Annotated in this window: 27 protein-coding genes; 18 read left to right on the top strand and 9 right to left on the bottom strand. The window is 45.4% G+C overall.

Going from position 1 to position 24871, the window contains the following annotated elements; all coding sequences use genetic code 11:
• The first annotated feature begins 56 nt into the window (after positions 1-56).
• The 3 genes from ACDJ58_RS22675 to ACDJ58_RS22665 all read left to right on the top strand — a co-directional run bounded on the left by ACDJ58_RS22675 (position 57) and on the right by ACDJ58_RS22665 (position 2911).
• On the top strand, positions 57-1337 hold the full coding sequence (locus tag ACDJ58_RS22675; RefSeq protein ID WP_413373056.1) for an XRE family transcriptional regulator: 1281 nt from the start codon (positions 57-59) through the stop codon (positions 1335-1337).
• 277 nt (positions 1338-1614) lie between these two features.
• Positions 1615-2031, top strand: a complete 417-nt coding sequence (locus ACDJ58_RS22670) for a hypothetical protein (protein ID WP_163757613.1) — start codon at positions 1615-1617, stop codon at positions 2029-2031.
• A gap of 85 nt (positions 2032-2116) precedes the next feature.
• Positions 2117-2911 carry a hypothetical protein gene (locus ACDJ58_RS22665; protein ID WP_413373055.1) on the top strand — a complete coding sequence of 265 codons (795 nt, stop codon included), beginning with the start codon at positions 2117-2119 and terminating at the stop codon, positions 2909-2911.
• A 103-nt stretch (positions 2912-3014) separates the two neighbouring features.
• Here ACDJ58_RS22665 and ACDJ58_RS22660 read toward each other — a convergent pair whose 3' ends face one another.
• Both ACDJ58_RS22660 and ACDJ58_RS22655 read right to left on the bottom strand, forming a co-directional pair.
• On the bottom strand, positions 3015-3830 hold the full coding sequence (locus tag ACDJ58_RS22660; RefSeq protein ID WP_413373054.1) for a class I SAM-dependent methyltransferase: 816 nt from the start codon (positions 3828-3830) through the stop codon (positions 3015-3017).
• Between the two features lie 75 nt (positions 3831-3905).
• Positions 3906-4847: a helix-turn-helix transcriptional regulator gene (locus ACDJ58_RS22655; RefSeq protein WP_413373053.1), complete on the bottom strand. Its 942-nt coding sequence runs from the start codon at positions 4845-4847 to the stop codon at positions 3906-3908.
• Positions 4848-4918: 71 nt separating this feature from the next.
• On the opposite strand from ACDJ58_RS22655, the gene ACDJ58_RS22650 reads away from it, so the two are divergent.
• Positions 4919-6370 carry a glycoside hydrolase family 1 protein gene (locus tag ACDJ58_RS22650; RefSeq protein WP_413379789.1) on the top strand — a complete coding sequence of 484 codons (1452 nt, stop codon included), beginning with the start codon at positions 4919-4921 and terminating at the stop codon, positions 6368-6370.
• A 221-nt stretch (positions 6371-6591) separates the two neighbouring features.
• Here ACDJ58_RS22650 and ACDJ58_RS22645 read toward each other — a convergent pair whose 3' ends face one another.
• Positions 6592-7257, bottom strand: coding sequence for a phosphatase PAP2 family protein (locus ACDJ58_RS22645; RefSeq protein ID WP_413373052.1), 666 nt, complete (start codon positions 7255-7257; stop codon positions 6592-6594).
• Positions 7258-7383: 126 nt separating this feature from the next.
• Between ACDJ58_RS22645 and ACDJ58_RS22640 the strand changes: the two genes are divergently transcribed.
• On the top strand, positions 7384-7959 hold the full coding sequence (locus ACDJ58_RS22640; protein WP_413373050.1) for an undecaprenyl-diphosphatase: 576 nt from the start codon (positions 7384-7386) through the stop codon (positions 7957-7959).
• 125 nt (positions 7960-8084) lie between these two features.
• Here ACDJ58_RS22640 and ACDJ58_RS22635 read toward each other — a convergent pair whose 3' ends face one another.
• Positions 8085-9494 (bottom strand): ATP-binding protein, encoded by a 1410-nt coding sequence (locus tag ACDJ58_RS22635; RefSeq protein WP_413373048.1) that lies wholly within the window; start codon positions 9492-9494, stop codon positions 8085-8087.
• Positions 9491-10162 (bottom strand): response regulator transcription factor, encoded by a 672-nt coding sequence (locus ACDJ58_RS22630; protein ID WP_413373047.1) that lies wholly within the window; start codon positions 10160-10162, stop codon positions 9491-9493. The genes ACDJ58_RS22635 and ACDJ58_RS22630 overlap by 4 nt, the downstream gene beginning before the upstream one ends.
• Before the next feature lie 184 nt (positions 10163-10346).
• Between ACDJ58_RS22630 and ACDJ58_RS22625 the strand changes: the two genes are divergently transcribed.
• Positions 10347-11240 carry a hypothetical protein gene (locus ACDJ58_RS22625; RefSeq protein ID WP_413373046.1) on the top strand — a complete coding sequence of 298 codons (894 nt, stop codon included), beginning with the start codon at positions 10347-10349 and terminating at the stop codon, positions 11238-11240.
• Between the two features lie 157 nt (positions 11241-11397).
• The gene (locus ACDJ58_RS22620) at positions 11398-11964 is read left to right on the top strand and encodes a hypothetical protein (protein ID WP_413373045.1); all 567 of its coding nucleotides are present in this window, start codon (positions 11398-11400) and stop codon (positions 11962-11964) included.
• Positions 11965-12100: 136 nt separating this feature from the next.
• On the opposite strand, the gene ACDJ58_RS22615 is transcribed toward ACDJ58_RS22620, so the two are convergent.
• Positions 12101-12877 carry an AraC family ligand binding domain-containing protein gene (locus ACDJ58_RS22615; RefSeq protein ID WP_413373044.1) on the bottom strand — a complete coding sequence of 259 codons (777 nt, stop codon included), beginning with the start codon at positions 12875-12877 and terminating at the stop codon, positions 12101-12103.
• Positions 12878-12898: 21 nt separating this feature from the next.
• Positions 12899-13480: a LysE family translocator gene (locus ACDJ58_RS22610; RefSeq protein WP_413373043.1), complete on the bottom strand. Its 582-nt coding sequence runs from the start codon at positions 13478-13480 to the stop codon at positions 12899-12901.
• Between the two features lie 158 nt (positions 13481-13638).
• On the opposite strand from ACDJ58_RS22610, the gene ACDJ58_RS22605 reads away from it, so the two are divergent.
• Entirely contained in the window at positions 13639-14142 is a 504-nt protein-coding gene (locus tag ACDJ58_RS22605) for a hypothetical protein (RefSeq protein ID WP_413373042.1), read from the top strand.
• A 174-nt stretch (positions 14143-14316) separates the two neighbouring features.
• Here ACDJ58_RS22605 and mgtE read toward each other — a convergent pair whose 3' ends face one another.
• Positions 14317-15687 (bottom strand): magnesium transporter, encoded by a 1371-nt coding sequence (mgtE, locus tag ACDJ58_RS22600; protein WP_413373041.1) that lies wholly within the window; start codon positions 15685-15687, stop codon positions 14317-14319.
• 176 nt (positions 15688-15863) lie between these two features.
• Here mgtE and ACDJ58_RS22595 point away from each other — a divergent pair, with 176 nt between their 5' ends.
• From ACDJ58_RS22595 to ACDJ58_RS22555, 9 genes are all read left to right on the top strand, one after another.
• Positions 15864-16568: a DNA alkylation repair protein gene (locus ACDJ58_RS22595; protein ID WP_413373039.1), complete on the top strand. Its 705-nt coding sequence runs from the start codon at positions 15864-15866 to the stop codon at positions 16566-16568.
• Between the two features lie 64 nt (positions 16569-16632).
• Positions 16633-17187, top strand: a complete 555-nt coding sequence (locus tag ACDJ58_RS22590) for a methylated-DNA--[protein]-cysteine S-methyltransferase (RefSeq protein WP_413373038.1) — start codon at positions 16633-16635, stop codon at positions 17185-17187.
• Between the two features lie 209 nt (positions 17188-17396).
• The gene (locus ACDJ58_RS22585) at positions 17397-18152 is read left to right on the top strand and encodes a DUF1361 domain-containing protein (protein WP_413373037.1); all 756 of its coding nucleotides are present in this window, start codon (positions 17397-17399) and stop codon (positions 18150-18152) included.
• Between the two features lie 123 nt (positions 18153-18275).
• The gene (locus ACDJ58_RS22580; RefSeq protein WP_413373036.1) at positions 18276-19499 is read left to right on the top strand and encodes an amidohydrolase; all 1224 of its coding nucleotides are present in this window, start codon (positions 18276-18278) and stop codon (positions 19497-19499) included.
• A 181-nt stretch (positions 19500-19680) separates the two neighbouring features.
• A complete protein-coding gene (locus tag ACDJ58_RS22575; protein ID WP_413373035.1) occupies positions 19681-20112 on the top strand; it encodes a GNAT family N-acetyltransferase in 432 nt (143 codons plus the stop codon).
• A gap of 64 nt (positions 20113-20176) precedes the next feature.
• Positions 20177-20587: a DUF6157 family protein gene (locus ACDJ58_RS22570; protein WP_413373034.1), complete on the top strand. Its 411-nt coding sequence runs from the start codon at positions 20177-20179 to the stop codon at positions 20585-20587.
• A gap of 60 nt (positions 20588-20647) precedes the next feature.
• Positions 20648-21139: a GNAT family N-acetyltransferase gene (locus ACDJ58_RS22565; RefSeq protein ID WP_413373033.1), complete on the top strand. Its 492-nt coding sequence runs from the start codon at positions 20648-20650 to the stop codon at positions 21137-21139.
• Between the two features lie 27 nt (positions 21140-21166).
• Positions 21167-21640 carry an NUDIX hydrolase gene (locus tag ACDJ58_RS22560; RefSeq protein ID WP_413373031.1) on the top strand — a complete coding sequence of 158 codons (474 nt, stop codon included), beginning with the start codon at positions 21167-21169 and terminating at the stop codon, positions 21638-21640.
• 27 nt (positions 21641-21667) lie between these two features.
• On the top strand, positions 21668-22141 hold the full coding sequence (locus ACDJ58_RS22555; RefSeq protein WP_413373030.1) for a DUF6896 domain-containing protein: 474 nt from the start codon (positions 21668-21670) through the stop codon (positions 22139-22141).
• A 73-nt stretch (positions 22142-22214) separates the two neighbouring features.
• On the opposite strand, the gene ACDJ58_RS22550 is transcribed toward ACDJ58_RS22555, so the two are convergent.
• The gene (locus ACDJ58_RS22550) at positions 22215-23117 is read right to left on the bottom strand and encodes an ArsR/SmtB family transcription factor (protein WP_413373029.1); all 903 of its coding nucleotides are present in this window, start codon (positions 23115-23117) and stop codon (positions 22215-22217) included.
• 177 nt (positions 23118-23294) lie between these two features.
• On the opposite strand from ACDJ58_RS22550, the gene ACDJ58_RS22545 reads away from it, so the two are divergent.
• Complete coding sequence (locus ACDJ58_RS22545) at positions 23295-24785, top strand: glycoside hydrolase family 43 protein (protein WP_413373028.1); 1491 nt, start codon at positions 23295-23297, stop codon at positions 24783-24785.
• The last annotated feature ends 86 nt before the right edge of the window (positions 24786-24871 follow it).

Here is a 24871-nt window from a genome sequence, read left to right as displayed (position 1 = left end):
AATCATTCGTTCAACTTATAGTGATTCACAGGATCGAAACGAAAGGAAGACTAGCCATGCTGAAGGAACGGATTGAATTTCTGAGCAAAAGAAAGCAAATCTCCCGCAAAGACCTCGTGGAAGGTCTGGTCACGCAGGCTCACTTTGCTAATATTCTGGCCGATCGTTATCCACTCCCTGAAGATCTGGCAGAGGCTATTGCGTCACGTCTTGGCGTTACGACTTCCTATCTGTTAAATGCTTCTGCACAGGATGAGGAAACACTGGCGCGGGCAGAGGCTATTTTTGAACAAATGTCAGTTCCAGCTTCGGTGATAGCAGAAGATATCGTGCACGCACTTGAGGATCGGGATGATACGCTGACAGTTGAGCTGACCACGGCCTTGATGAAGGCGGTCTATTACCAACAATTAAATGATGCATCGGCTCATGAATATATACATATATCCTATCTGAATTTTTATCTGGAGAAATACGGCCGTCCTGACGATGTAGATCTGCCGCGTCCGTTAGCCAAGGCGTTATTATATTACAAAGTGCAGTACTATCGTTCCAAGCTTGCCTCTGTGGATGTGTTAACGCATGCAACCAGGCTAAGTGAATTGGCCCTTCCTGGAAGTGAATTCTGGCTGTCTGTGCAAAATATCAAGATGGAAGCCTACATTCAGGTCAAACAGTACGAAGAGGCTAAGCAGGTGTTCGATCTCACCATGAGACATGTCTATGATCAGCGGCTGTTTCATCGCTTGTCTGGTTTATATGTGGCGTACAGCGGATATTGCTTTGCAATGGGACTTGTACAGGAAGCGCTCTCGGCATTGACAATGGCAGAGGCGAATCTGGTGTATGCCGGTAATCAGGGCGATCTGGTTACCGCCATTGCGAATAATCGGATTGTCATGTTGACCATGACGGGGGAACTGGATCAGGCGCAGTCGGAGATTGAGCGATTCGAATCCCTGTTGCAGCAGGAACCGGAAGAAACACAGCAGGCCATGGAGCCGTTAGTGAGTGTGTATCGGTGTGAAGTGGCACTGGCACGAAAAAACTGGGGTGTACTCGCGCAGAGTGTGGATCAACTGTTGAATAGTGCAACAACTCAGGATCAGCAGATGAGCGCAACCTTCTACCAAAGCCATCTGGCTCTTGCGCATGGAGATCGTGAAGTGTTCATGGAGCGTGCCCTCGCTTGCCTGCCTTATTTTGAGTCCGTGCAGCATGTCATGCGTCTTGAACCTTTATATGAGGGAATGGCCGTGGTGTTCGAGGATCAGCGAAAATATAAGGAAGCCGCCATGTATTATCGGAAGCTGGTCTACCTGTTACGCAAAAAATAGATCGAAGATCGGCTTGGAACAGCCGTTTTTTTTGCATGATTTTGTTCAATACCACTGCAATAGGCACAAAATATGCCTCCCAACCTTTCATTCAAGAGTCGTTTTACGGCTCTTTTTTTGCGGAATCAACCGAAATACATGTTAAAAAAACGAAAATCCAGTGGTTTAATCACCGGATTTTTCGTTTCTTTTGTAAGCAGTCATAAGGGTATTCAAGGACAAGCCGTCCTGTTTATACTTTAACTATAACCAAAAACAAAAAAACGAGGTGTTCATTATGGGATGGTTTGGTAAAAAGAACAAGCAGGAAGATGCGATTGCGAAGGCAGATAAAATGATGAATAAAGGACTTACCGGAATGATGATGAAAGGTTTTGTATCGAAGGAGCATCGGGAAGCCATCAACCAGAGTCTGGATTCGGCGAAGCAGGCACAACTGGCGGCAAGTGGTTCCCTTCCCTTAACCGCAACAGCCACGGTAATCACGATTACCGATACGGGCAAGCTAATCAATTTTGATCCGATTGTTGTGCTTGTGCTGGATGTAACAGAGACGAATGGCAATCAGTATCAGCGAACATTGGAAACACTGGTGTCTAAGATGCAGATTCCGCGCGTGGGAGATCGGGTGGGATTGGGTCAAAATCCGGCGAATCCGTCCGAGCTAATTTACATGGGGCTGTTGTCCGTCTAGAAGGTGTTTGAACTGCAAAAGGGCAGCTATCATTTAATAAATACAGTTAACAACGAATAACAGAGATATAGAGAGGGTGGGGCAGATGGTAGGTTTCCTGAGATTGGTCGGTGTGTTGACTGTATTTGGGGTAGGGTTCTCCCCATTTCTGTTAGAGCAGTTGTGGAATGATTCTTTTATCATTATACAGGCATGGTGGTATACACCAGCCATTTTTGCCGGATTTGGGCTGATCTTTATTCCCTCCATTTTGGCTAATATCTTCGGCGTCGGGAGGGTGAAGTCAGGATTACCAGCGGTTGGTGTCATTAAAAGCATCCAGCAGACGGGTACGTATATTAATGAGCAGCCGGAAGTTCGACTGGGCCTGACCGTCTCGCTTAAAGGGCGTGAGAAATACGATACCGAGTTGAGAACGATTATACCGTTGACGTCCATGGCTCAGTTCCAGCCGGGCAGCTTCATTCCGTTAGTGGTCTCCGTGAAGGATGAACGCAAGGTAGGGCTTGATCTGAAAGGAAGACTGTCTCAGGAAGATATGCAGCAATTGCTGGATGAGAAGATGGTGCAGCATGGCGTGGCACCTGAGATGATGGATATTGCACGAACGGGCGAGAAAGCGATGGCCAAAATTTTGGATGTTACTCCGCTTGGAAGCGGAGGTAATGGCAAAATCAAACTTCAGCTTACGCTTAGTGTAACGAAGTCAAATGGAGAGACGTTTAAGGTGACCACACCAAAGGAAATTTATCCATCTACCCTACCTCAGGTTCAGCAAGGCCATATTATTAACGTGATCTACTCGAAGCAGGACCCGTCAAAGTTGGTGCTGGCACTGAATGTACAGGAGGGACAGTTAAGTGACCTTTTCTCATCCTGATGCTGTTTGTACAAAAAACCTGCACCATCACGATTCAAGTGATGGTGCAGGTTTCTTTTTGTGTATTTTGTTTTGGAGAGAATCTGGATGAGCTTAGCTTAAATCAGACGATGCCCAAGCGCATCCGATATGAGAATAGGACTTGTCTCGATTCTCCATCAAATATGCGTGTAGCCAGCTGTCTAAATTCGTCTGCTACCTCGAGCAGATCAGTGGCTCCGAGTTTCACTGCCGTTTGCAGGCCTCCTTGGCTGAGTGCCAGATTGACGTATCGGTCCGCATCGAATGTTTCCCGATGATGAAACACAATTTCACGTGAATAACGGAACAAGCCGGACTGCTGAATCTGCTGCAAATGTCCGTCTTTACTCCATTTATGTGCTTGATTTTCCTGAGGAGCCAGACTGGCAGCTCGATGATCTGCCTCCGTATTCAACTGCAGATAGGCTTGTTCCAGCTGCCAATCGACCACTGGTGGCCAGTCACAGTCGTAGGCAGCAAATATGCCGCCTGGACGCAGTACACGCGCAAATTCGCGCAGTGTGGACTGGGGCTCCATCCAGTGGAACGACTGTGAGCAGGTCACGATATCCACACTGCCATCAGGTAGTCCCAGTTCGTGGGACAGGCCGGAGACAAAGCGAAGATGGTCCGGTTTGCCTGCCGCTTCCCATTTGGATTCTGCGACAGCTCTCATATCATCGCTTGGTTCGACGCCAATAACACGTTCTGCCTCATTTAGCCAAATCCATGACGATAAGCCAGTACCACAGCCGACATCGGCGACCATACGAGGTTTGCTGCCTAAATAGTTCGTCAGAATATCTACGACCTCGGTGGGCGCAGCAGGCCTGTTCTCGTCATATAACGTACCGAAACCTTTGAATCGTTCCACATTGTTACGTCTAATGTCTTGCATGGACAAACCTCCTTCAGGAAATGGATAAATAGCAAAAAAGTAAAAGAATCAACAGATGATCAGAGCTTCATTATATCATTCATTTTCCAACCTGTTGTTAACGACCTGTTGTAAATGTTCTACCGCTTTGATATGTCGTCTGAGCAGTTCCTCTCCAATGTGTGGAGGCTTGATTACGGTCAGGTCAGATCCAAACGACATCAGGAAGGAGTACAGCCACTCTCCCTCATTCAGTTCAAGGGCAACACGCAGCCTGCCGTCGGGCTCTTTTTCAACGCGTGACGGTTCAAAAAAATCATACACCCTATACGCAATAGAGTTGGAGAACGACAGTTCCAGAGCGATTTGGTTGATAGAGACGTGAGTCTCATTTTCCGGTGATCCGATGTTTATGTTGTTTCGGGGAACCCTCGGCAGAAATTTCAACTGCGTAATGCGTTTCATTTTGAACGTCTGAAATTCGTTTCGATCATGCTCGTCGTGGATGTATCCCTTGAAATACCAAGTACTGTTCTTGAACAAAAGTTTGAGAGGCTCAACAGTCGGGACACTCTTCTCTCCATCCGAATTGACATAGTGAAACGTAATCCATTGATTCGTGAAGATCGCCTGTTTGACCTGATTGAACAGTTCCCTCTCCTGCAGTGGAATGCTGCCCCATGGTGAAAAATCGAACTCGATCCAATCCAGCTTGTGATCAAACAGGGCGGTTAAACGTTTGAGCATATGGGCAGTGTTAAGGTGAGGGATAGCGCTGACGCTATATAATCCAAGCAAAATTTCATTCTGATCATCTTCGGACAACAGAGATTTGTCCATGACAAAGTTGTCCATGAGATGGATGCCGCCATGCTTTCCGGTTGTCGTGTATACGGGAATACCCGCTGCACTCAGTCTGTCGATATCACGGTACACCGTGCGCACGGATATCTCGAACAAACGCGCGAGCTCCGGGGCGGTAGCTTTCTTTTTCTCCAATAACAGCAATAGCATTCTGAATAATCGGTTATTTTCCATGCCGACATTATACCATGACAATAGGTGTCAGGGTATGGGTGGTACACTGAATGTACAGTGTTACGAAGATCATGAAGGAGGAATTGATGATGTCGATGAAAGACGGATTTTTCTGGGGTGGCGCAACGGCCGCTAATCAGTTTGAAGGTGGATGGGACAAGGGTGGTAAAGGCCCAAGTACTTCCGATATGATGACAGGTGGAACGCACACCACACCGCGGCGGATTACGACTGTACTGGAAGAGGGCACGTATTATCCGAGCCATGAAGCGGTTGATTTTTATGGTCATTACAAAGAGGATATTGCCCTGATGGCCGAAATGGGCTTCAAAATGTTCCGCATGTCGATTAACTGGTCCAGAATCTACCCGAACGGTTATGATCTGGAGCCAAACGAAGAGGGATTGCAGTTCTATGACAACGTCTTTGCAGAGTTGAAAAAGTACAACATTGAGCCGCTCGTGACCATTTCTCACTACGAGACGCCATTTGGTCTGACCCAGAAATATAACGGCTGGGCTTCCCGCGAAGTGATTGATTGTTATATCCGATATTGTACAACCCTCTTCAACCGATACAAAGATCAGGTAAAATACTGGCTGACCTTTAATGAGATCAACTGTCTGACGATGCCAATGGGGGCTTATATGGCTGCAGGTATCCTGTTTGAAGGCAAAGAGACATTGATTGATGGCGTTGATGATCCACAGACCCGTTTCCAGGCGCTGCATCACCAATTTGTTGCAAGTGCAAAAGCGGTGAAGCTTGGACATGAAATCAATCCTGATTTCCAAATCGGCTGCATGGTCGCTTTCATGACAACATATCCGAATACATGTAACCCGGACGATATTTTACTCGCGCAGAAGAAGGACCAACTGTCCAACATGATCTGTGGAGACGTACAGGTTCGTGGAGCATACCCTGGATTTGCCAAACGTTTCTTCGCCGAAGAAGGCATCCAGATCGAGATGCAGCCGGAAGATGCACAGACTCTGCGTGAAGGCTGCGTAGACTTCTATTCCTTCAGTTATTACATGTCCTTGGTCGAGAGTGCGGATGAGTCGTTGGATAGAGCAGAGGGAAATCTGTTGGGCGGCATCAAGAATCCGTATTTGGAAGCTTCTGATTGGGGCTGGCAGATTGATCCGAAAGGATTGCGTTACACCCTGAACCACCTGTATGACCGTTACCAGATTCCATTGATGGTTGTGGAGAACGGATTGGGTGCAGTGGATGTAGTGGAGGAAGATGGTTCCATTCAGGATGACTATCGCATTGATTATTTGAGAGGTCATATTGAACAAATGAAAGAAGCCGTTGCCGATGGTGTGGAGCTTATCGCTTACACGATGTGGGGATGTATCGACTTGGTCAGCGCATCCACGGGCGAGATGAAGAAGCGCTATGGCTTCATTCATGTGAACAAAGACAATGATGGCAATGGTGATCTGAGCAGAACACCGAAGAAGAGTTTCCACTGGTACAAAAAAGTCATTGAATCCAATGGCGAGGATCTCTAGGTTTGCACTATAAAACGGCTTCATAATGACGTTAAAGAACCTCACCGGAGCAGGAGCACCCGTGAGGTTCTTTAACGTATTCAGTGATGGCTCCGGCAGGACCACGCAGGCTTGTTCGTACGGATGTTCATCGTGATGCGTAGCACTCATCAAACCGCGCGCCAGGAGATGCACGCGATGTGAAGTTGTGCAGTCGCATTTTAGTTCAGCTTCCAGCGTGTTCAAGTCAGAGGTTTAGACTGTAGCAGGGAGATTCGTTCCAGATAGCGCTGGTAGAACCATATGCATGTAGCAAGCCAGCATCCGCTCAAAAAGTAACCTCCGACTACATCACTGGGATAATGCACGCCCAGATAGATGCGGCTCATGCCAATGGTAAGGATGAAGGCTGCGCTCACAATGATTATCGCTATTCGTCCGGCTGTTGTGGGTACATGCTTCCAGATCAGGAAGGCCAGTCCGCCGTACAGGCTGAACGCTGCCATGGAGTGTCCGCTGGGGAAGCTGTACCCGGTCGCTTCAATGATCCGGTGGATGGTGGGGCGCGCACGCTGAAACACGAGCTTCAGCAGGGTGTTCAGTATTGCAGAGCCTGCGATGACACAGCCCAAAAAAAGAAGCTCCCGTCGATGTCCTAAAAAGACATACAAAACGATCATCGAAATGAGGGTAATAGCGACGACGGGCAAGCCGCTGCCAATCCAGGTGAACAGCTCCATCCACCGGGTCATGCCAGGGGATTCCATGCCCTGAATCCAGGTTATCAGGATGTCGTCAAATCGGTGAATCTGATTATCGCTGATGGACAGGGCGATGATAGCAAATACAACAAGGCTTAGAGCTGCGGCGAGCAACGGAATGGAAATATTTTTTTTCAAATTTTGCATCAATGGTTATGTTCCTCCAGGATGTCTGTTTTCTTATCGTTTTCTAATTTACCCTTAAAGCTGCTCCCAGAAAAGTGGGCTATGATTAGATGCAGGTTCATTAAATTGGGAAAAGGGGATTAACTTATGTCTTTTATACGATTTGATTACCAGCTTTTTCATTGGATTAATCAGCAGGCGATGCAGCTCTCGTATTTGGATGGCATCATGATATTTTTTGCGAAATATGCCCTTTTTATGTTTCCTGCGGGAATGTTTGTGTACTGGATATCGAAGAGTCAAAAAAACCGCATGATTGTGCTGCAAGCCATATTGGCAGCAAGTGCGGGGACTGCCGTCAGCTTTGTTACAGGTCACTTGCTGCACAGAGACCGGCCATTTGTGACCCATTCGGTGATTCAATTAATCAGCCATAGCGCTGATGCATCCTTTCCAAGTGACCATGCGACGGTTGCCTTTGCGTGTGCCGCTGCATTTTGGCTGGGTCGCGTCAGGTATCGGTGGGGTTGGGTTCTCATCGCCACCTTCATTACGATTGCCCGCGTATGGTCTGGCGTACACTATCCCTCCGATGTAGCTGCCGGGGCTCTCATTGGTATGGCAAGCGCCTGGGGAATCGGGCGGATTTTCATCCGTATGAAACTTCCAGCGCTGTTCATCCCTCGTCAAGCCAGAACACTTCATTCAGAAGACAGCAAGTGAGCGGCTGTTTACCCGAAGCAGTGAATCAGCTGTTCCGCCGGAAGTAAGGAGGCCACACTATAGTGGTGAAAAAGAGGGTTGTTATGCTACCCTCTTTATTCATGTCCGGTGTTGGTTTCCGACATTCAGGATGCAGATGTGGGAAGCTGGACAGTTACGGTCGTTCCTTCATCCACACGGCTATCGATGAATATCAGCCCGTTGTATCGTTTGACGAGGCGTTCCGCAATGGCGAGTCCCAAGCCGGTCCCCCCTTGTTCGCGACTACGGGCTTTATCAACACGGTAGAAGCGGTCAAAAACATACGGCAAATTCTCTGCCGGAATGCCCATGCCTTTATCAGTAACCTGAATACATACATCGTTGTCACGTCGCATTCCGTGGATCCGAATCTCTTTGGTAATTGGTGAATATTTAACGGCATTATCAACCAAAATCCGCAGAATCTGCTCCAGATGCTGAGGAAGTATCTTCACTTCAATACCGGATATGAATTCCACATTAATGTCAAAGGCAGCATCCGGGTGCAGCTGCACAACGTTGGTAAGTGCATGCTGTACCGTCTGGCGAAGATCGACAGCAGCTTCCACTGCAATGTGTCCAGACTCGGCTTGACTAAGTAATAACAGTTCATTCACTATCGTTTTTAACCGTGTAAGCTCCTGAGCGGAAACATCCAGGGATTCATTCAAAATATCCGGGTCATGCTTGCCCCAACGGTTCAACAGGGAAATATGTCCTTCAATAATGGCTACGGGTGTACGCAACTCGTGCGAGGCATCTTCCACAAACTGCTTTTGTTGCTGAAACGAAAGCTCCAGCTCATCCATCAGGCGGTTAAACATTCGAGCGAGGTTGGTCAACTCATCATGCTGATCCGGCACATCCACGCGTTCATGAAGTCCCTTCTGCTGAATCTGGATCATCGTTGCATTCATGGTCGTAATAGGCTTCACGAACTGGCGTGAAAGGACAATCGCGCCCAGAATGCTTAAACCGACAGCAGCAATCCCCCCGCCAAACATGACCAGCAGCAGCATATCGCTTAGTTTATCGGTATTTTCCAGATTGGTCACCATCTCAATCGTTCCGCTAAAATTCGTGGTGATGAGCGGTGATCTCATAATGAGCAGGTGATCTTCGTAATGCCAGGCATTAATCAGAGCGCGTTTTTGCACCGTTTGCGGCTCGACCCACTGTTCAGGAAGACGATCGGTTACTTTAAGAAGCACCGTTCCTTCCTGATCCAGAATGCGGATCATCTGATTCTCCTGATTGAACTTGGTCATAAAAGAACGGTTGTCCGCAATTTGCGCTGATGACACTTCTTTCTCTTGAAAGTAACTTTCCATCTCATTCATGCTTTTCTCCATATTTTGCTGTTCCTGATCAATGAGCCATTCGTTAATTACAAAGTATTGAACGATGTTATACACAATAAAAAGCGTGCCCAGCAATAGTGAAATCCAGATCGTCAATTTCCAGCGGATAGACCAATGGGAGCGGGGAAGATATGTTCGAATCCAGCGTATCATTTCTGAATCCCGTAACCCAAGCCTCGTATCGTCTGCACAAAGCTGGGAGAGCCCGAAACATCGATTTTACTGCGCAAATAACTGATGTAGACATCAACCACGTTAGTCTCCACGTCAGCATCGTATCCCCATACCAGATCCAGCAGCATCTCTCGGGTCATGACACGACCCATATTTTGCATGAGGATCACCAGCAGGTCAAATTCGCGCCGGGTTAATTCAACAACTTCTCCGTCTTTCTTGAAAATGCGCGCCTCCAGATCCAGATGCAATCCATGATGAATCAGTACGGAATGTTCGCTGTCGGTGTTGGAACGGCGAAATAAGGATCTCATCCGTGCAAGCAGCTCTTCAATGGCAAAAGGCTTCGGAATATAATCATCGGCTCCGCTGTCGAGTCCCATGACGCGATCCATTACACCATCACGAGCCGTAATCATAATAATGGGTGTTTGTTTGATGTTGCGTATTCTCCTGCACACCTCTACGCCGTTAAGGCTGGGCAGCATTAGATCGAGCAGGATCAGATCCCACTCCTTTTCGAGAGCCAGTTCAAGTCCGTGTCTTCCATCGTAGGCTACACTGACGGTGTAGGCTTCATGCTGCAATTCCAGTTCTATAAAGCGAGCCAGGTTTTTCTCATCTTCAATCAGCAATATGTTTCTCATCAGAATCGGTCCATTCCTTAAATTTGGAAGCAGTCAGATCGAGCTTACAGGTTAAGCTTACCAAGTCCAGTGTACAACATTCAAATTGGAAAAGAATAAAAAAAGTAATGCGGTTTTCTTATCAAATTTTAATGTAGAAGGTCTAGACTAGGCTTAACCCCAGTACAAGAGAGAAGTGATCATAATGAGCCAGCCGAATCGGGTTCAATCCATTGGTTCAAGAACACCCGCCAATAGTGCAAGGACACCCCTCAAAACGCCTAATGACAAGATCAAACCTGAACCAGCCAAGAGCACATCCAAAACTTCAACGAAGAAAAAATCATCCGGGATGGGGTGGCTTGTTGCCCTGATCTGTATTGGCGCTACCGGAGCAGTGGCATTATTCCTGATTCCGTCGGTCAAGGACACCGTATTGCATGCCGTAGAGAATGCAGCCGGAGTTCGTGCCACACCGCCTGCTGTATCTGCCAATCCAGTCAGTCAAGCTCAGACAGCACCATCTGGAGCGTCGTCGCAAGCACAGCAATCCGTTCAGTCACAGGCCACAGCTTCCACAACGTCGACGGTGCCAGCTATACCTTCAACGGATCATATTGCCGCAGCCAAGGACATTGCCAGGACTTACGCCGATATGCCTCCAAGCAAGGCTGCTGCTGCACTTGTACAATTGACCGATCTGGAGATCGTGTATGCAATGACCGAGATGTCCACAGAACAGAGAGCGCAAATCTGGAGTAAAATGGACCCGGAACGGGTTGGCAGCCTTTCGGTGCAAATGAAGCCTCGCTCCGTGGTTACGGATCGTGAGCTTGCGCTCATTCAGCGTAAAATCAATAAGCAAAACAGCGATATAGCCAGCCAATCAGTTCAAGAACTGGTACATACCTTCTCGAAAATGTCTTCCCCAAGTGCAGCCAAGCTGATTCAAAAATTGTTCGAGACCGATTCCGCCAAAACGATAGATATTCTGAAGAAAATGGATGTGGATACCCGAGCGAGTATTTTAACAGTGATGTCCGGTGATTCGGTTATGATGGATACAGCAAAACAGATTTCTCAGTCTTTTCTGAAATAATGATAAGGACATTGAATCAAAAACCAAGCGATAGCTCGAAAAAAAATCCCCATAAAGGGGGTTTTTTAGTGTGTTATAATATTCCATAATTATGAAATGTAAAGAAATTACCCGATGGCATAGCAAGTGATGTTCAATACGGGAAGGGGAAAAAGAAATGAAGTGCGCAATGATCGTAACGTTAGCTCTGTTGTTCATTACAGCCGGATTTCTGCTGGTACCGGAAGGTCGAGCGTATGCTTGCAGCTGTGTAGAATCGAATGCCCAAGAGAAACTGAAGACGTCCACATCGGTTTTTACAGGTAAAGTGGTGAAAAGGGGTGGGATGCAAATATTCAGCCCTGACCGATTGAGAGCATATACCTTTGAAGTGGATACCGCATGGAAGGGTGTTTCTTCTAAACGAATGACTGTCATGGGTAATGATGCCGGTTCGGAATCTTGTGGGATTCAATTGGAGAAGAACCAATCCTATCTGATCTTTGCTTATCAGAATAAAATGGACGATAAGTTGCATACGAATCTTTGCAGTGGCAATGTTTCCATTGATCAAGCTGGAGACGCATTAAAGCTGCTGGGAGCAGGAAAAGTAGTGAGCCAGGATGATTTTGAAATAACCGATCAAGGACGAAGTTGGTCATTTTATCTTATTATGTATGGTGGACTTATTTTATTGCTTGTATTGGTAAGTAGCTGGATCTGGAGAAGGAAGAAGCGCGTCTGATGTTAGGATCTGATTCAAGGGAAAATGGTATTACGGGCAACGAAGGAAAATATAAATCCCCGCATGGAATATCGAGGTAAACTCGCGTTCCGTGCGGGGATTTTATATATTTGGTCGGATAATCGTACCGATTCAATTAGTTTAACTGCAGCATATATTCATAAGCCGTGATACCGAAAACCCGTTTAAAGTGTCTGTTCAGATGAGTCAGGTCGACAAAACCACATTCGGCTACGGCAGAGTAAATATCTTTATGTGTTTCAATGGACTGTCTGGCACGCTCCACCTTGCAATTCAGAAAAAACTGGTAAGGGGATATGCCGGCATGGGACTTGAACTCGCGGATAAATTGAAACTTGGACATGTTGAATTCCGCACATAGGTCGTCCAGTTTCAGCACATCTTCAATACTGCAAAACATCATTTCTTTCGCTTTTCGAACCAGATTGTCCTGAGGCCGCCACAACTTGGTGTCCATTTCCGACTGGGAGAGTAATTGCAACAGGCCCAAGAGCAGTTCACTGCATCTCGCCTCATCCTGTCCGTTTTGAACAGCATCATTCAGCATCAGGATGCTTCGTGCAAGCACAGGGTCATAGACGATGGGGGTGGTAAAACGCAATTCCTTTTTCCCAAGAACCTCTTCGACCAAATCCGGCTTCAGATATAGCATGACATAGTCTATGCCGGCTTTGTCATAGGAACTTCCATCGTGGGACTGTTCCCGGTTGAATAACATCACGCCGTTTTTGTGGGAGGCCTGATAGTGTCCATCCAGATGGTATTGCTGAATACCACGAAGCGTTACTCCAACCGCATATTCCTCGTGGCAATGCTTTTTATAGGTGAAATCCGTAAAGCTGGCGGATAGAGCCAGTACGTCCTGTGATTTCTTATAGTTAAACAATTCCATGCTGCACACACCTCCCGCGCGTTAGATGATTCCCGATACCATAATGGCTGAGTATAACAAAAAAAGAGCCATAAGGATACTCGCTGCTTTTTGATGACGATTGAGTAACGTTCTGAAGACGGAGCCAAACACCACCCAACTGGAATAGGCCAGGAAGCCGATGATGGTAATGATGATCACGAACAGAAACGTTGACATGGTGCTATCGTAGTACGGCAGCACATAGCTGGGAATAACTGTAAACGTGAACAGAACCACTTTTGGATTCACAAACTGCATGATTAAACCGTTCAGAAACCCCGTAACTTGCTTCGATGCCGTCTCCGTGGAGCCCATTTTATAGACTTGATAAGCCAGATATATCATATAAACACTACCCACGATTTGCATCACATGGAGAATACCAGGCAATACCTCAGCGAGAAGATGATTGAGAAGAGCAGAAGCAGCAAGTAATAAGCCAAATGCAACTGTTGCACCCCACACATACTCCATCGTTTTCCGGGGACCAACCTGCCCGACGGAAGTGAGAATCACAATATTGCTGGGGCCAGGTGTAAAGGTAACGACAATACAATAGATGAAAAAAGATGTAAGATTCATAGTGCCTCCCCGAGTTGTAGTTACATGATCATACTCCGGGGAGGCATTGGCTTATAGTACATTATTGCAGCAGAATGCACATGAGCGGGAAAAAAATTATAACTTTCCAGCTAATAGAAACGTCATAGAAGTAACTACTCTGATATCGAGGTGATTAAATGAAAGCTGAAAGTAAGTTGCTGTTCCTATGTATGATACCTCTTTTATTGTCTGCCTGCTTACAAAACGCGGAAAGTAAACAGCCGACCAATAATTTGGATCTGAGTCCTCCAGTTGAAATTTCATTTGAAGAAGCGGAAGCTAGGACCCCGTTTGAAATCAAACAACCGTCAGTTCCTTTCCAAGTTACTCAAAAATCAGCAAGGATTTTAGATACCAATGGTAAATTTGAAGCAGTAGAAATTACGTATGTAAATACCGATGAAGGATTGAACCTGATCACTATGATTACAAACTCAAAGGTGGATACACCTCCGAATGGGAAGAAAGGTCTAAAATTATCTAATGGTTCGCAAACGTGGGACCAAGGAGACGGACATGTAAGTGCCTTCTATTGGAGAAACGAGGGTTTAACTTACTCTCTTATTTCAGGAAAAAATAACAATCTTGAACCGTTATACGATTACCAAACATTACTTGATATTGCAAATACATTAAAATGATTTTGGTAAGCTAAATCTTTACGGTAACGGGGCACGATAGTTTAATTAACTACCTTTTCGCATAAAGCAGATCTCTTTTAGATTAAAAACAAAACCAAAAGACCCAACTTCTCTATATGTACAGAGGAAGTTGAGTCTTTTGGTTACTGTATTAAAGCACCTGTTCAATGAATTTTACATTAAGGCATCCAGAAAACGGGTTGCGATGCCAAAATAGATAAACAACGACAAAATATCATTCAGCGTTGTGATTAATGGGCCGGAGGCGACCGCAGGGTCTACTTTGAAACGACTGAGCAGAAGCGGAATGCAAGTGCCGGTCAGAGTTCCGATAACCAGAGTGAAGAATAGTGATACTCCAATAATGGCTCCGAGCAGCCAGTCACCTTGCCAGAAATAGGCGATGACCGTAATCAGCAAACCGCATACAAGCCCAATCATTATGCCTACTTTAATCTCTCGGCCAATTAGTGCGAGCACTGTAGCCTTGTCCAGCTTGCGTCCAATCAGTCCGCGCACAACGACAGCAAGGGATTGTGTACCCGTATTCCCCGTCATACCTGCTATCATGGGCATGAAGAACGCCAGTGCCACAACCTGATTCAGCGTGTCCTCGAAAAAATCCACGATGCTGCCCGAGATCAGCCCGATGAATAACAATAAAATCAGCCAAGGAAGGCGACGTCTGACGGCAACCAGCGGTTTGGTATCAAAATCGATGTCTTTACTGCCGCCACCCATCTTGGCGATGTCTTCACTGGCTTCGTCCATAATAATATCAATGACATCATCCATTTGGATAACACCGCATAATCTGCGGTTCTCATCCACGACAGGCAGAGCCATAAACTCATAACGCTGCAACAGCTGTGCGGCTTCTTCCTGGTCCATATCGACTGTTGCATGGATGACACGCCGGGTCATCAGCTCTTCCACTTTGGTGTTGTCACCTGCCTGAGCAAGGGATTGATAGCTCACAACTCCAACCAGTTTGCCTTCATCATCGGTGACATACAGATAACTGGTCGCAGGAATGTGCAGCGTAGCCTGCGATTCTCTCAGTGCTTCCTTTGCGGTTTCATGCGATAACAGGGTACGGTAACGATCGGTCATGATACGTCCAGCCGTTTCCGGTGGGTAGTTCAGCACGGAGCGAATAATGGCTGAATGGTCGAGATTCATATTGGACAACAATTCTTCTCTGCGTTTGAGGGGCAGATCATGCATGAAGCGAATCAGATCACTTTTGTCCATTTGCTGCATGACTTCAAGGGTGCGTTCCGGGCCTAACTGTTCGAATAGATGTACCTGTTCGTGGAGCGTGAGCGATTCTGCCATGTCGGCGAGCACGTCCGGTTTGAATAAGAGCAAGAAGCGTTTCGTCTCTTGTTCAGGGAACTTTTTATATACGAGAGAAAGGTCATAGGGATGAAGTTCTTTGGCCCATTTGTAAAATTCGGTCAGGTTTTGGGTTTGCACGAATTGCACAAGGAGCTCCGTAATCTCTTCAACCGAAAAATCTTTTTTGGGATGGGATCGATTCATATGTAGTCTCCTTTCTAGATGGGTTCAACTCCGTATTCTTAAACGAAAAGGAATGGAAGTTAAACAGCGACCACGGGAAATGGATATTGTAATCTTGCTAAAACATTCGATATGGGCTTACAAATGGATGCTGCCGGGATATACTTGATGTAGAAAACCCGATGAGGAGGAGACATGTGGAATCGGTTGTAAGAACACAATTGTTATCTCTGGTCGAACCGGAATATCAGAAATTCTCGGCTGCGCTCATTCCGAATATCACGAATTTGTTAGGTGTTAGATTGCCTGAAATACGCAAGATGGCGAAACAAATCGTCAAAGAGGACTGGCGTGCCTATCTGAAAACCGCTGATGATGATTATTTTGAAGAAGTCATGCTGCAAGCGATGGTCATCGGTCATGCCCAAGCGGATATTGAGGAACTTCTGCAACATATTGCCTGGTTTGTTCCCAAAATAGATAACTGGTCTGTATGCGACAGCTTCTGCGGTGGTTTGAAATATACAAAGGCACATCTGGATCAGGTGTGGCATTTCTTACAGCCCTATCTGGTATCCAACCAGGAGTATGACATTCGCTTCGGGGTTGTGATGCTGTTGAACTTTTATATGGAAGAAAAATATATCAGCAAAGTGCTTGCTTCATTAGATACCATTCATCACGAAGGTTACTATGTGAAAATGGCAGTGGCTTGGGCAATCTCCATCGCTTATGTGAAGCAGCCTGAGGCCACGCTGCGTTATTTGCAGGACAATACCTTAGACGACTTTACGTATAATAAGGCTCTTCAGAAAATAACGGAGTCCTATCGTGTTGATCCGGAGACGAAGCAGATCATCCGCAGCATGAAACGGAAAGCGATAAAACCGGTTCGGGTATAGTATGTGTGCATAACGAGAAAAGAAACCAGATATAAAACTTACGAGGGGAAAGGACGATAGACGTATGAGAAAGAGCATCATGTGGACCAAAATGGAATTAGACGGTCGTCCGTGGGTATTGCTTGCCACCGAAAAAGGGTTATGCCGGGTCATCATGCCCAATGAAACGCTGGAAGATTGGATCAGTTGGATTGGCCGAATTGCTCCTGGAGTGGAGCTCGAAGAGAATGAAGCAGCGTTGAAGCAGACGGGCATGATGGATTGGCTGCAATCCTATTTTTCCGGAGACAAAGTGGCTTTCACAGATGAAATTCCACTTGATTTGATCGGAACGACATTCCAACAGCAGGTATGGACGGAGTTGGGGAATGTTCCTTATGGTGAGACAAGAACCTATGGCGACATTGCTGCCGCGGTGGGAAGACCTTCAGCGGTACGAGCTGTTGGGGCCGCCAATGGAGCCAACCCCATTCCGGTACTGCTGCCATGTCATCGCATTATTGGTGCCAACCGCAAGCTGACCGGTTTTCGCGGAGGACTGGAGATGAAGCGAAGACTGCTGGATATTGAACAGATCGAAGGCGTGACGGATGGCGGGCATGCGCGGTTTAATTTTTAGAGAGAGTACCTTCGTTATAAGAGACGGAACCACGGGCTACCGTGGTTTTTTTGTTGTGAGGATGTGAGAAATGAACGAAAATATCGCGAAAGTTTTTGTCTTCCTTCTGGGTTTATTCCGCTATGTTCGCATATACCACATTTTGGGTTATGATGGACGTGGATTACTAGGAAGGCGGAGTCACGGCTGTTTATGAAATCAATGATCAGGTGATCGGGATTGCTCAGGCATACCATGAAGGAAAGGGAAATCGAAGCGAAGAAATGAACAATAATAAAAATACGATTTATTTAAAAATGAGTAGTGTTTTAATCGTTGCTACCATAGGTTGTCTACTTGTTGCTGTCTACTTGCGTACCAAAACAAACACGAACATGTATCAATTTTTAACGTGGGACATTTTCTTAGCATGGGTTCCATTCATCATTTCATCAACGATTAGTTATGTATGCAATATGAAACTTACAAAAACGAGTATCGCATTGGTCGGGGTGATGTGTGCAGGCTGGTTGTTCTTTCTACCGAATTCGGCATATCTTTTCACAGAAATCCTGCATACATTCAGATACTTTGACCCTCAAGGGGAAACTAAATTCTGGGTTAATATTGATTTTTGGTACAGCCTCACCCTGACGTTTACCGTAGCTATACTGGGTTTACTTCTGTCCATTTGCTCGATACATCAAATCCACAAATTGTTAAATAAACGATTAAACCAATTTAGCGGTATGGTAGTTGTAGGCGTTATTTTACTCCTGAGCAGTCTAGGGGTATACATCGGGAGATTTAATCGATGGAATAGTTGGGATGTCCTGAAGCAACCTGGCCTAATTTTGAAAGATATCATGACTGATTTAAGTGCAGGCAACAGCATTCTGGTTGAGTTTGTGGCTATGGTATTTGTGATTCAAGTTTTGGGATATATCACACTTCGTATACTAATGGGGAAGTCCAGTAATATCTAAACGATAATCGTATGGAACACCAACGTTTTATATATTTTTGCTGAATGAAGTCCTATGGTACCATTGACCACAGATGAATCGGTACTCGATGCAAGATAGACCGAGTGGAAAGAGGGAGTGACCATGTTGAAGCAGGAATATTGGTTAACCAACGTATCATTGGAGCAAAGTTATGTAATGGAAGACGAGCAGGTAACTGGTACTCGGACAAGCCTTGGTCATCTACGGATTGAAGATGGAGTCATTGCAGCCATTGTGGATGGGGATACGGAATTAACAAGCGAATTGCCGCAGGTTGATGGTAAAGGACTGCTGCTGTTGCCTTCGTTCGAGGAAGCCCACATTCATTTGGATAAAACGTATTATGATGCACCATGGAAAGCGGTGCGACGCATCTCCAGCATTTTCGAACGTATCGAAGAAGAGAAAGTGTTGCTTCCCAAGCTATTACCCGATGCGAAGCGTCAGGCGGAGAGCATTCTGGGCCTGATTCAGGGGTATGGGTCCACCCATGTGCGCAGTCATTGCAATATTGAATCGGTCAGCGGGTTGAAACGGCTGGAAGCGACAAAGCAGGCATTGGAGACATTTTCGGGCAAAATATCCTCTGAAATCGTCGCTTTCCCGCAGCATGGACTTCTCCGCTCTAATTCGGTTGAACTCATGCGTCAAGCCATGGCGGAAGGGGCCACTCATGTAGGTGGACTTGATCCTCACACCGTGGACGAGCATATCGAGAAATCGCTAAACGCAATGGTCGAACTGGCTGTTCAGTATCAGGCAGGTATCGATATTCATTTGCATGATTCCGGAGAACCGGGTAAACAAACGTTGCTGCAATTGGCTGATTTGACCGAAGAAGCAGGACTTCAGGGTAAAGTTACCGTAAGCCATGCGTTCTGGTTCGCCCGTGCGGAGCAGCAAGAAACGGAAGATATGGCCAAGCGAATGGCCTCCCTTGGTATGAGCGTTGCTTCGACCGTGCCTATCGGTAAAATGATGATGCCACTTCCGATGCTCCATCAACATGGGGTGAACGTGAAGCTGGCGACTGATAGTTTGACGGATCATTGGTCTCCGTTTGGCAATGGAGATCAACTGGAGAAAGCGGGCCGCTTCGCCGAACTGTACGGGTATAACGATGAGCGCTCCTTGGCTCAGTCTCTTGCATTTGTCACAAGTGGCATCACTCCACTGGATTCAGAGGGACAACAGGTATGGCCGAAGGTAGGGGACACAGCTAGTTTTGTACTGGTAGAAGCAAGCTGCTCGGCAGAGGCGGTTGCCAGAAGGTCTGCGCGTCAAGCGGTATGGTTTGAAGGAAGACTGGTAAGTGGGTCGGTGTAGGATAGAATATAATGGAATGGATGGACCACGGGAAACCGTGGTTTTTTGTTCTGGATCTGTAAGGAAAGAACTGCTAATCAGCAGGTGAGAAAAGAGGAAGGAACTGTTCGCATATACCACTTTTTAGGTTATGATGGACGTAGTTGTCATTTAATTTACTATTTAAGTTGAGGAGTGGAACATGATGATTAGAGAGGCCGAAGCAAGGGATGTCGAGGTTATTGAAAGGTTGTACAAAGAATTATTACCGAACAACCTGAATACGAAGGTACTGGCGGAGCGGATTGAAGAAGTAAGGAATAATCCCAATAGTTTCTTATTTGTTTACGAAGTTGGTGATCAGGTTATTGGGACTGCGCATTTACATATCTGTCTGGATGTCCTGGTGGAAAATAGACCGTTTGGTGTGGTTGAGCGGGTTATCATTACGGAGCATGTGCAGAGCAAGGGATATGGATCTGAACTTATGAAGTATATAGAGAATGTATGCATACAGAAAAATTGTATAAAGGTGTTTCTCACCAGTGGTTCATCCAGATACGAGGCACATGGCTTCTACACGAAATTAGGATACGATGGGGAATCCAGCAAGGCTTTTAAGAAATATTTATAAAACAGCTCAAACTTGATTGTATATTCATATCCATATTTTTCTGAATAGATGGGAGGATATATAGATGAAAGACAAGAACTATTATGAAACTTTTGTTGCAGTTGCAGAAGACTGTCCTGTTAAAGTGGCAGAGATCCCCAAAACCAAAAATGGCTCCAAGACCGTTCCAGCTCTACAGTATGAAATGATAACAAACCATCCTTATCAATATACGCAAGAGGATGTCATGTTTGAAGTGTTCGCGCAGCGCAATGATATTCCCGATGAACAAAGATCCATAGAAAGAACCAAGTTTTTCTCCAAGGGACAACCCTGTCTTCGCACTTCTTCCTTGGGTAAGCGTTACGGTTGGGGTATTCATCATAATTCACAAGGAAAAGTAGCGATCTACGCTGTTGAATCCGAAGAATATAAAGAGTTCTTAAATGACAGCAGTTTAAAACATGTAAAGGCCATGCGTTCAAGCCGTCAATAGCTCTATCCGTTGGAGCACCAATGTTTAGACGTGAGAAATTAAAAAGTTATGGGAGGCATTATGATAGTAGACCTTATTCCAGTGAAGTTTGCAGAGAAAAATATGTTATCGAATCTATATCAACTCTACCATTATGATTTCAGCGAATTTACAAGCCAGGATATAAACAAAGAAGGCAAGTACGATATGAATATTGACTTTATTTGGGAAGGTGATGACAGATGGAGGCCATATTTCATTAAGATTTCTGGCATTATAGCTGGCTTTGTGATTGTACTCCTTGAAAATTTAGATACCGATCCAGATCCTACACATGTGATCTATGATTTTATGATCCTAAAGAAGTTTAGAAGAAGTGGAGTTGGATATGCTGCTGCGATGCAGACATTTGAGTTATACAAGGCAGATTGGGCACTCGCCCAGATGGAGAGTAACACTCCTGCAATAGCGTTCTGGCGAAAGGTATTAAAAGATTTCACAGATGATCATTATACGGAAACATTCAGAGATGATACCAGAAAGTATATTCAGACATTTAGTACAAAGGAATAAAAACAAACATAGGTTAAGGAGAAAAAAATGAAAATTCGTTCTGTCTCACTAGCTATTTTGAGGAAAGAAGACCGCATTTTGGTTCAGGAAATTAACTTCCCGGATATTTCAACTACTTTCTACAGACCTATTGGTGGAACGATAGAGTTCGGTGAGAACAGTAAGCAAACTCTGATCAGGGAGCTCAAAGAAGAGTTGGATCAAGAGATCGAAGAGCCTCGATTGATTTCTATTATTGAAAATATTTTTGGAATAGAAAATGAAATGGGTCATGAAATTGATTTTATCTATGAAGCGTCATTTGTAGATAAATCTCAATACAATCAGGAAGAATTTGTTGGAATAGAAGGCTCTATTCGCTATAAGGCATGTTGGAAACCAATCACTTATTTTTCAACTACAATGGATGATGTAAAGCTGGTACCTGATGGATTGCTGGATTTGTTATTGGAACAAGAACTGGAAAATGGGGCTATGGTAAGGCATATAAGAACCAATTAATGGTGAAAAGAAGGCAGGAGGTAAGAGATGCACGCTTTAACCAAAGAAACATCGGATACATTATTGGAAGCGATGGACACGTACAAGAGGATTGCACAAGAACTGATCGACAAATTGATCTCGGAAACCAGCCAGGCTGAAAAGGAAGAGATTATCAATGGAGCGTACTACTTGCTTTCCAATGAAGAAGTATTAAACGGTGAAGAGTATTTGAGTGGAAAATGGCATTTCGATGTTCATGGAGAGCATTGCATGTTCGAGAATGCAGAAACAGGCCAAACGTTGGAGGTTTCTCTGGGCAGTAAAGATGATGTGGGAAACATGGACCCTTATTTTTTTTATAACTTTTTGAAATCCACTGCAAATTTTGAACACCTGATCGTTTATTTTGAAAATCCATTTGGGGATATGTTGGATATTTTCGAAAGGTTGGCAGCCCAGAATGTGCTTATTCATGTTCATGGGGTTGAATATAGAAGGCTTCTTAACTGCATAAAGTAGTATCCCGTTCATTCAAATAGGGGCATGCGTTTGAAGAGAAGAACGGGATTATTCGTTACTACATAAAGAAAGATTAACGTTGTACGCGTATGACAATATCCTGGTCATGATTGCCGAACCCGGAACCATAGAGTGTTAATCCCCCAACGTGAGCCCCCTCCTCGTCAACCGTGAATCGAAGCGTCCAGAATGGTTCCTCTAGTTTGATATCCTCGATAGTCACGTTCGACATCCGCTCTCCATCCATATACGTACCCGAGTCATCAACACGGATCGTCTTTAATAATCCATATTGATTCACATTGCGATGCCACCATGTCGGCGTATATTTGCCTCGAGCAGCTCTTCCGAAGTCAGCGGGGCTTGTCCAGGTTCCAAGCGAAATACCATTAAACGTAAATCGGATATCCGATGGCCAATGATCTCGTAAACCCGGGGCTTCAGAAGCCACTTCCACTGAAATTTCAATGGCGTTAGCAGTCTCATCGGGAAGCAAATAGTTAGGCGTTTTGTATTCTACATAACCCCTTCCGAACCAGAGGATGGCAGCGTGAACCCGCTCAGGATCAAGAAAGTAGCGTGGGTCGTCCCAAACACCGATCTCTTTCTCATGCGTCCCAAGACCGCAGGTAGGATGGACTTCAAATGCAGTATAGTGCCCCACTGAAATCGTCTGCTCTCTAATCCTTGCTGTCCAGCTGGCGGATGGTAGTTCGATCTCGATATTATTTTGTTTGAGGGAACACAATTTGTGCGTGCCTCCATTCAGGCGTATCCTACGGCTATCAATCAGTCCGGCTTGCTCAAGCTTTCGTATGTGCATCGTGACGATGGAGGGGCTAAGTTCTAACGCAGCCGCAATATCTTTTACATTCATTTCGCTATCTGCAATCAAATCCATGATTCTCCATCTAACCTCGCTTGCCAGCGCTTCGTATAACGGTATAAATTTCGCTTCTCCGTTCGCTTTGATCATCCTTAGCAATCTCCTAACCAGGTCTATTGAAATCATATATATATTAATTTAATGGATTTAACATGACTCTTCAACTCTAATGCATTGAAAGTATGTTTGCGATAGTGTTTAATTTTTTTATCTGCTTATGAAGTTGGATTCTTAAATATATGAATTATGGAAAAAGAGGTGGCTCAAATGAAATACAATAATCCCGTCATTAAAGGGTTCTATCCAGATCCAAGCATCTGCAAGGTGGATGACACTTATTATTTGGTGTGCAGTTCCTTTCAATACTTTCCGGGTGTCCCGCTTTTTGAAAGCAAAGATTTATTGAATTGGACCCAAATCGGTCATTGTTTAACCCGAAAAAGCCAGATTCGCCTAGAGACGGTGAGCAGCTCGGGAGGTGTCTTCGCCCCAACAATTCGATACAACAACGGGCGATTCTATATGACCACGACGAACGACACCACGCGTCAGAATTTCTACATATGGACTGACGATATATACGGGGAGTGGTCAGAACCGATTATTGTGGATCAAGGGGGAATCGATCCGGATTTGTATTTTGAAGACGGTAAGGCCTTCTTTATGAGCAATGGTACCGACGATGAAGGGATTGGGGGAATCGTTCAGTGTGAAATTGACATTGAAACAGGTGGCAAAAAGACCCCGAGCCGTTCAGTATGGCAAGGATCAGGCGGACGTTATCTGGAAAGCCCACATTTGTATAAAATCAATGGATACTATTACCTCATGGCATCTGAAGGCGGAACCGAATACGGTCATATGGTCACGTATGCGCGGGGAGATTCTCCTTCCGGTCCTTTCGAGCCCTATGCCAAGAATCCTGTTCTGACCAACCGTAATTTGGGAGGTTATGAACTGCAGGGGGTTGGCCATGGCGACCTGATTCAGGACGAGGAAGGCAATTGGTGGATCTTGCATTTGGGATTCCGTCAGAGTGGACAATGGCTTACTTATCATCATCTGGGCCGGGAAGTATTCCTTACGCCAGTTACCTTCGACGAGGAAGGCTGGTTTACGGCAGGACATAAAGGTACGACTCTTATAAGTTTTGACACTGATCGTATTTCCGACACAGTCATTCAACAAGAGAAGAAAAGCTATACGTTTGAGAACACGGATTGGAATCTGGACTGGTGTTATCTTCGTCATCCCAATACAGAAAATTACTTGTTAGAGCAAGGCAACTTAAAGTTAAAAGGAACCGAAGTGACTCTGGATGTTCCGGCATCCCCGACATTCATTGGCCTACGTCAAAAAGACTTTGACGCGACCATCTCTGTTGATGTCAGTATTACGAATGGAGAGGCAGGCATCACCATCTATATGGATGAACAGCACCATTATGACTTGGCCATTCGCAAAGAGCAGAGCGGGTATAAGGTAATTGAGCGTCTGAATATTGGGGATATCAAATCAGTCGAAAATGAAGTTGCACTGGGAAGTGATCATCATGCCACATTGGTTATACAGGCAAGCCATGAACGCTACAGCTTCCTTATTCATGCAGATGGCAAGGACACCCTCTTAGGTACAGCACAGACGAAATACCTTTCCTCGGAAGTTGCCGGGGGATTTACAGGGGTGCTCATTGGTCTATATGCGAGCGGAGAAGGTTCTGTAGCTGAGTTTTCTAAATTTAAGTGTGATTATATCTGAAAAGGTAAGGGGAGGGACTTTTGTTCCTTCTCTTTTTTGCAAATATGTTTCAAAATATAGAATTAATAGAAGTAATGTAGATGCTA

It is taken from the genome of Paenibacillus taichungensis (genome assembly GCF_047302525.1).
GTDB classification, from domain to species: Bacteria; Bacillota; Bacilli; order Paenibacillales; family Paenibacillaceae; genus Paenibacillus; species Paenibacillus taichungensis_B.
The sequence above is the reverse complement of the archived record's forward strand: the minus strand, read 5'-3'. Positions and strand labels throughout refer to the sequence as shown.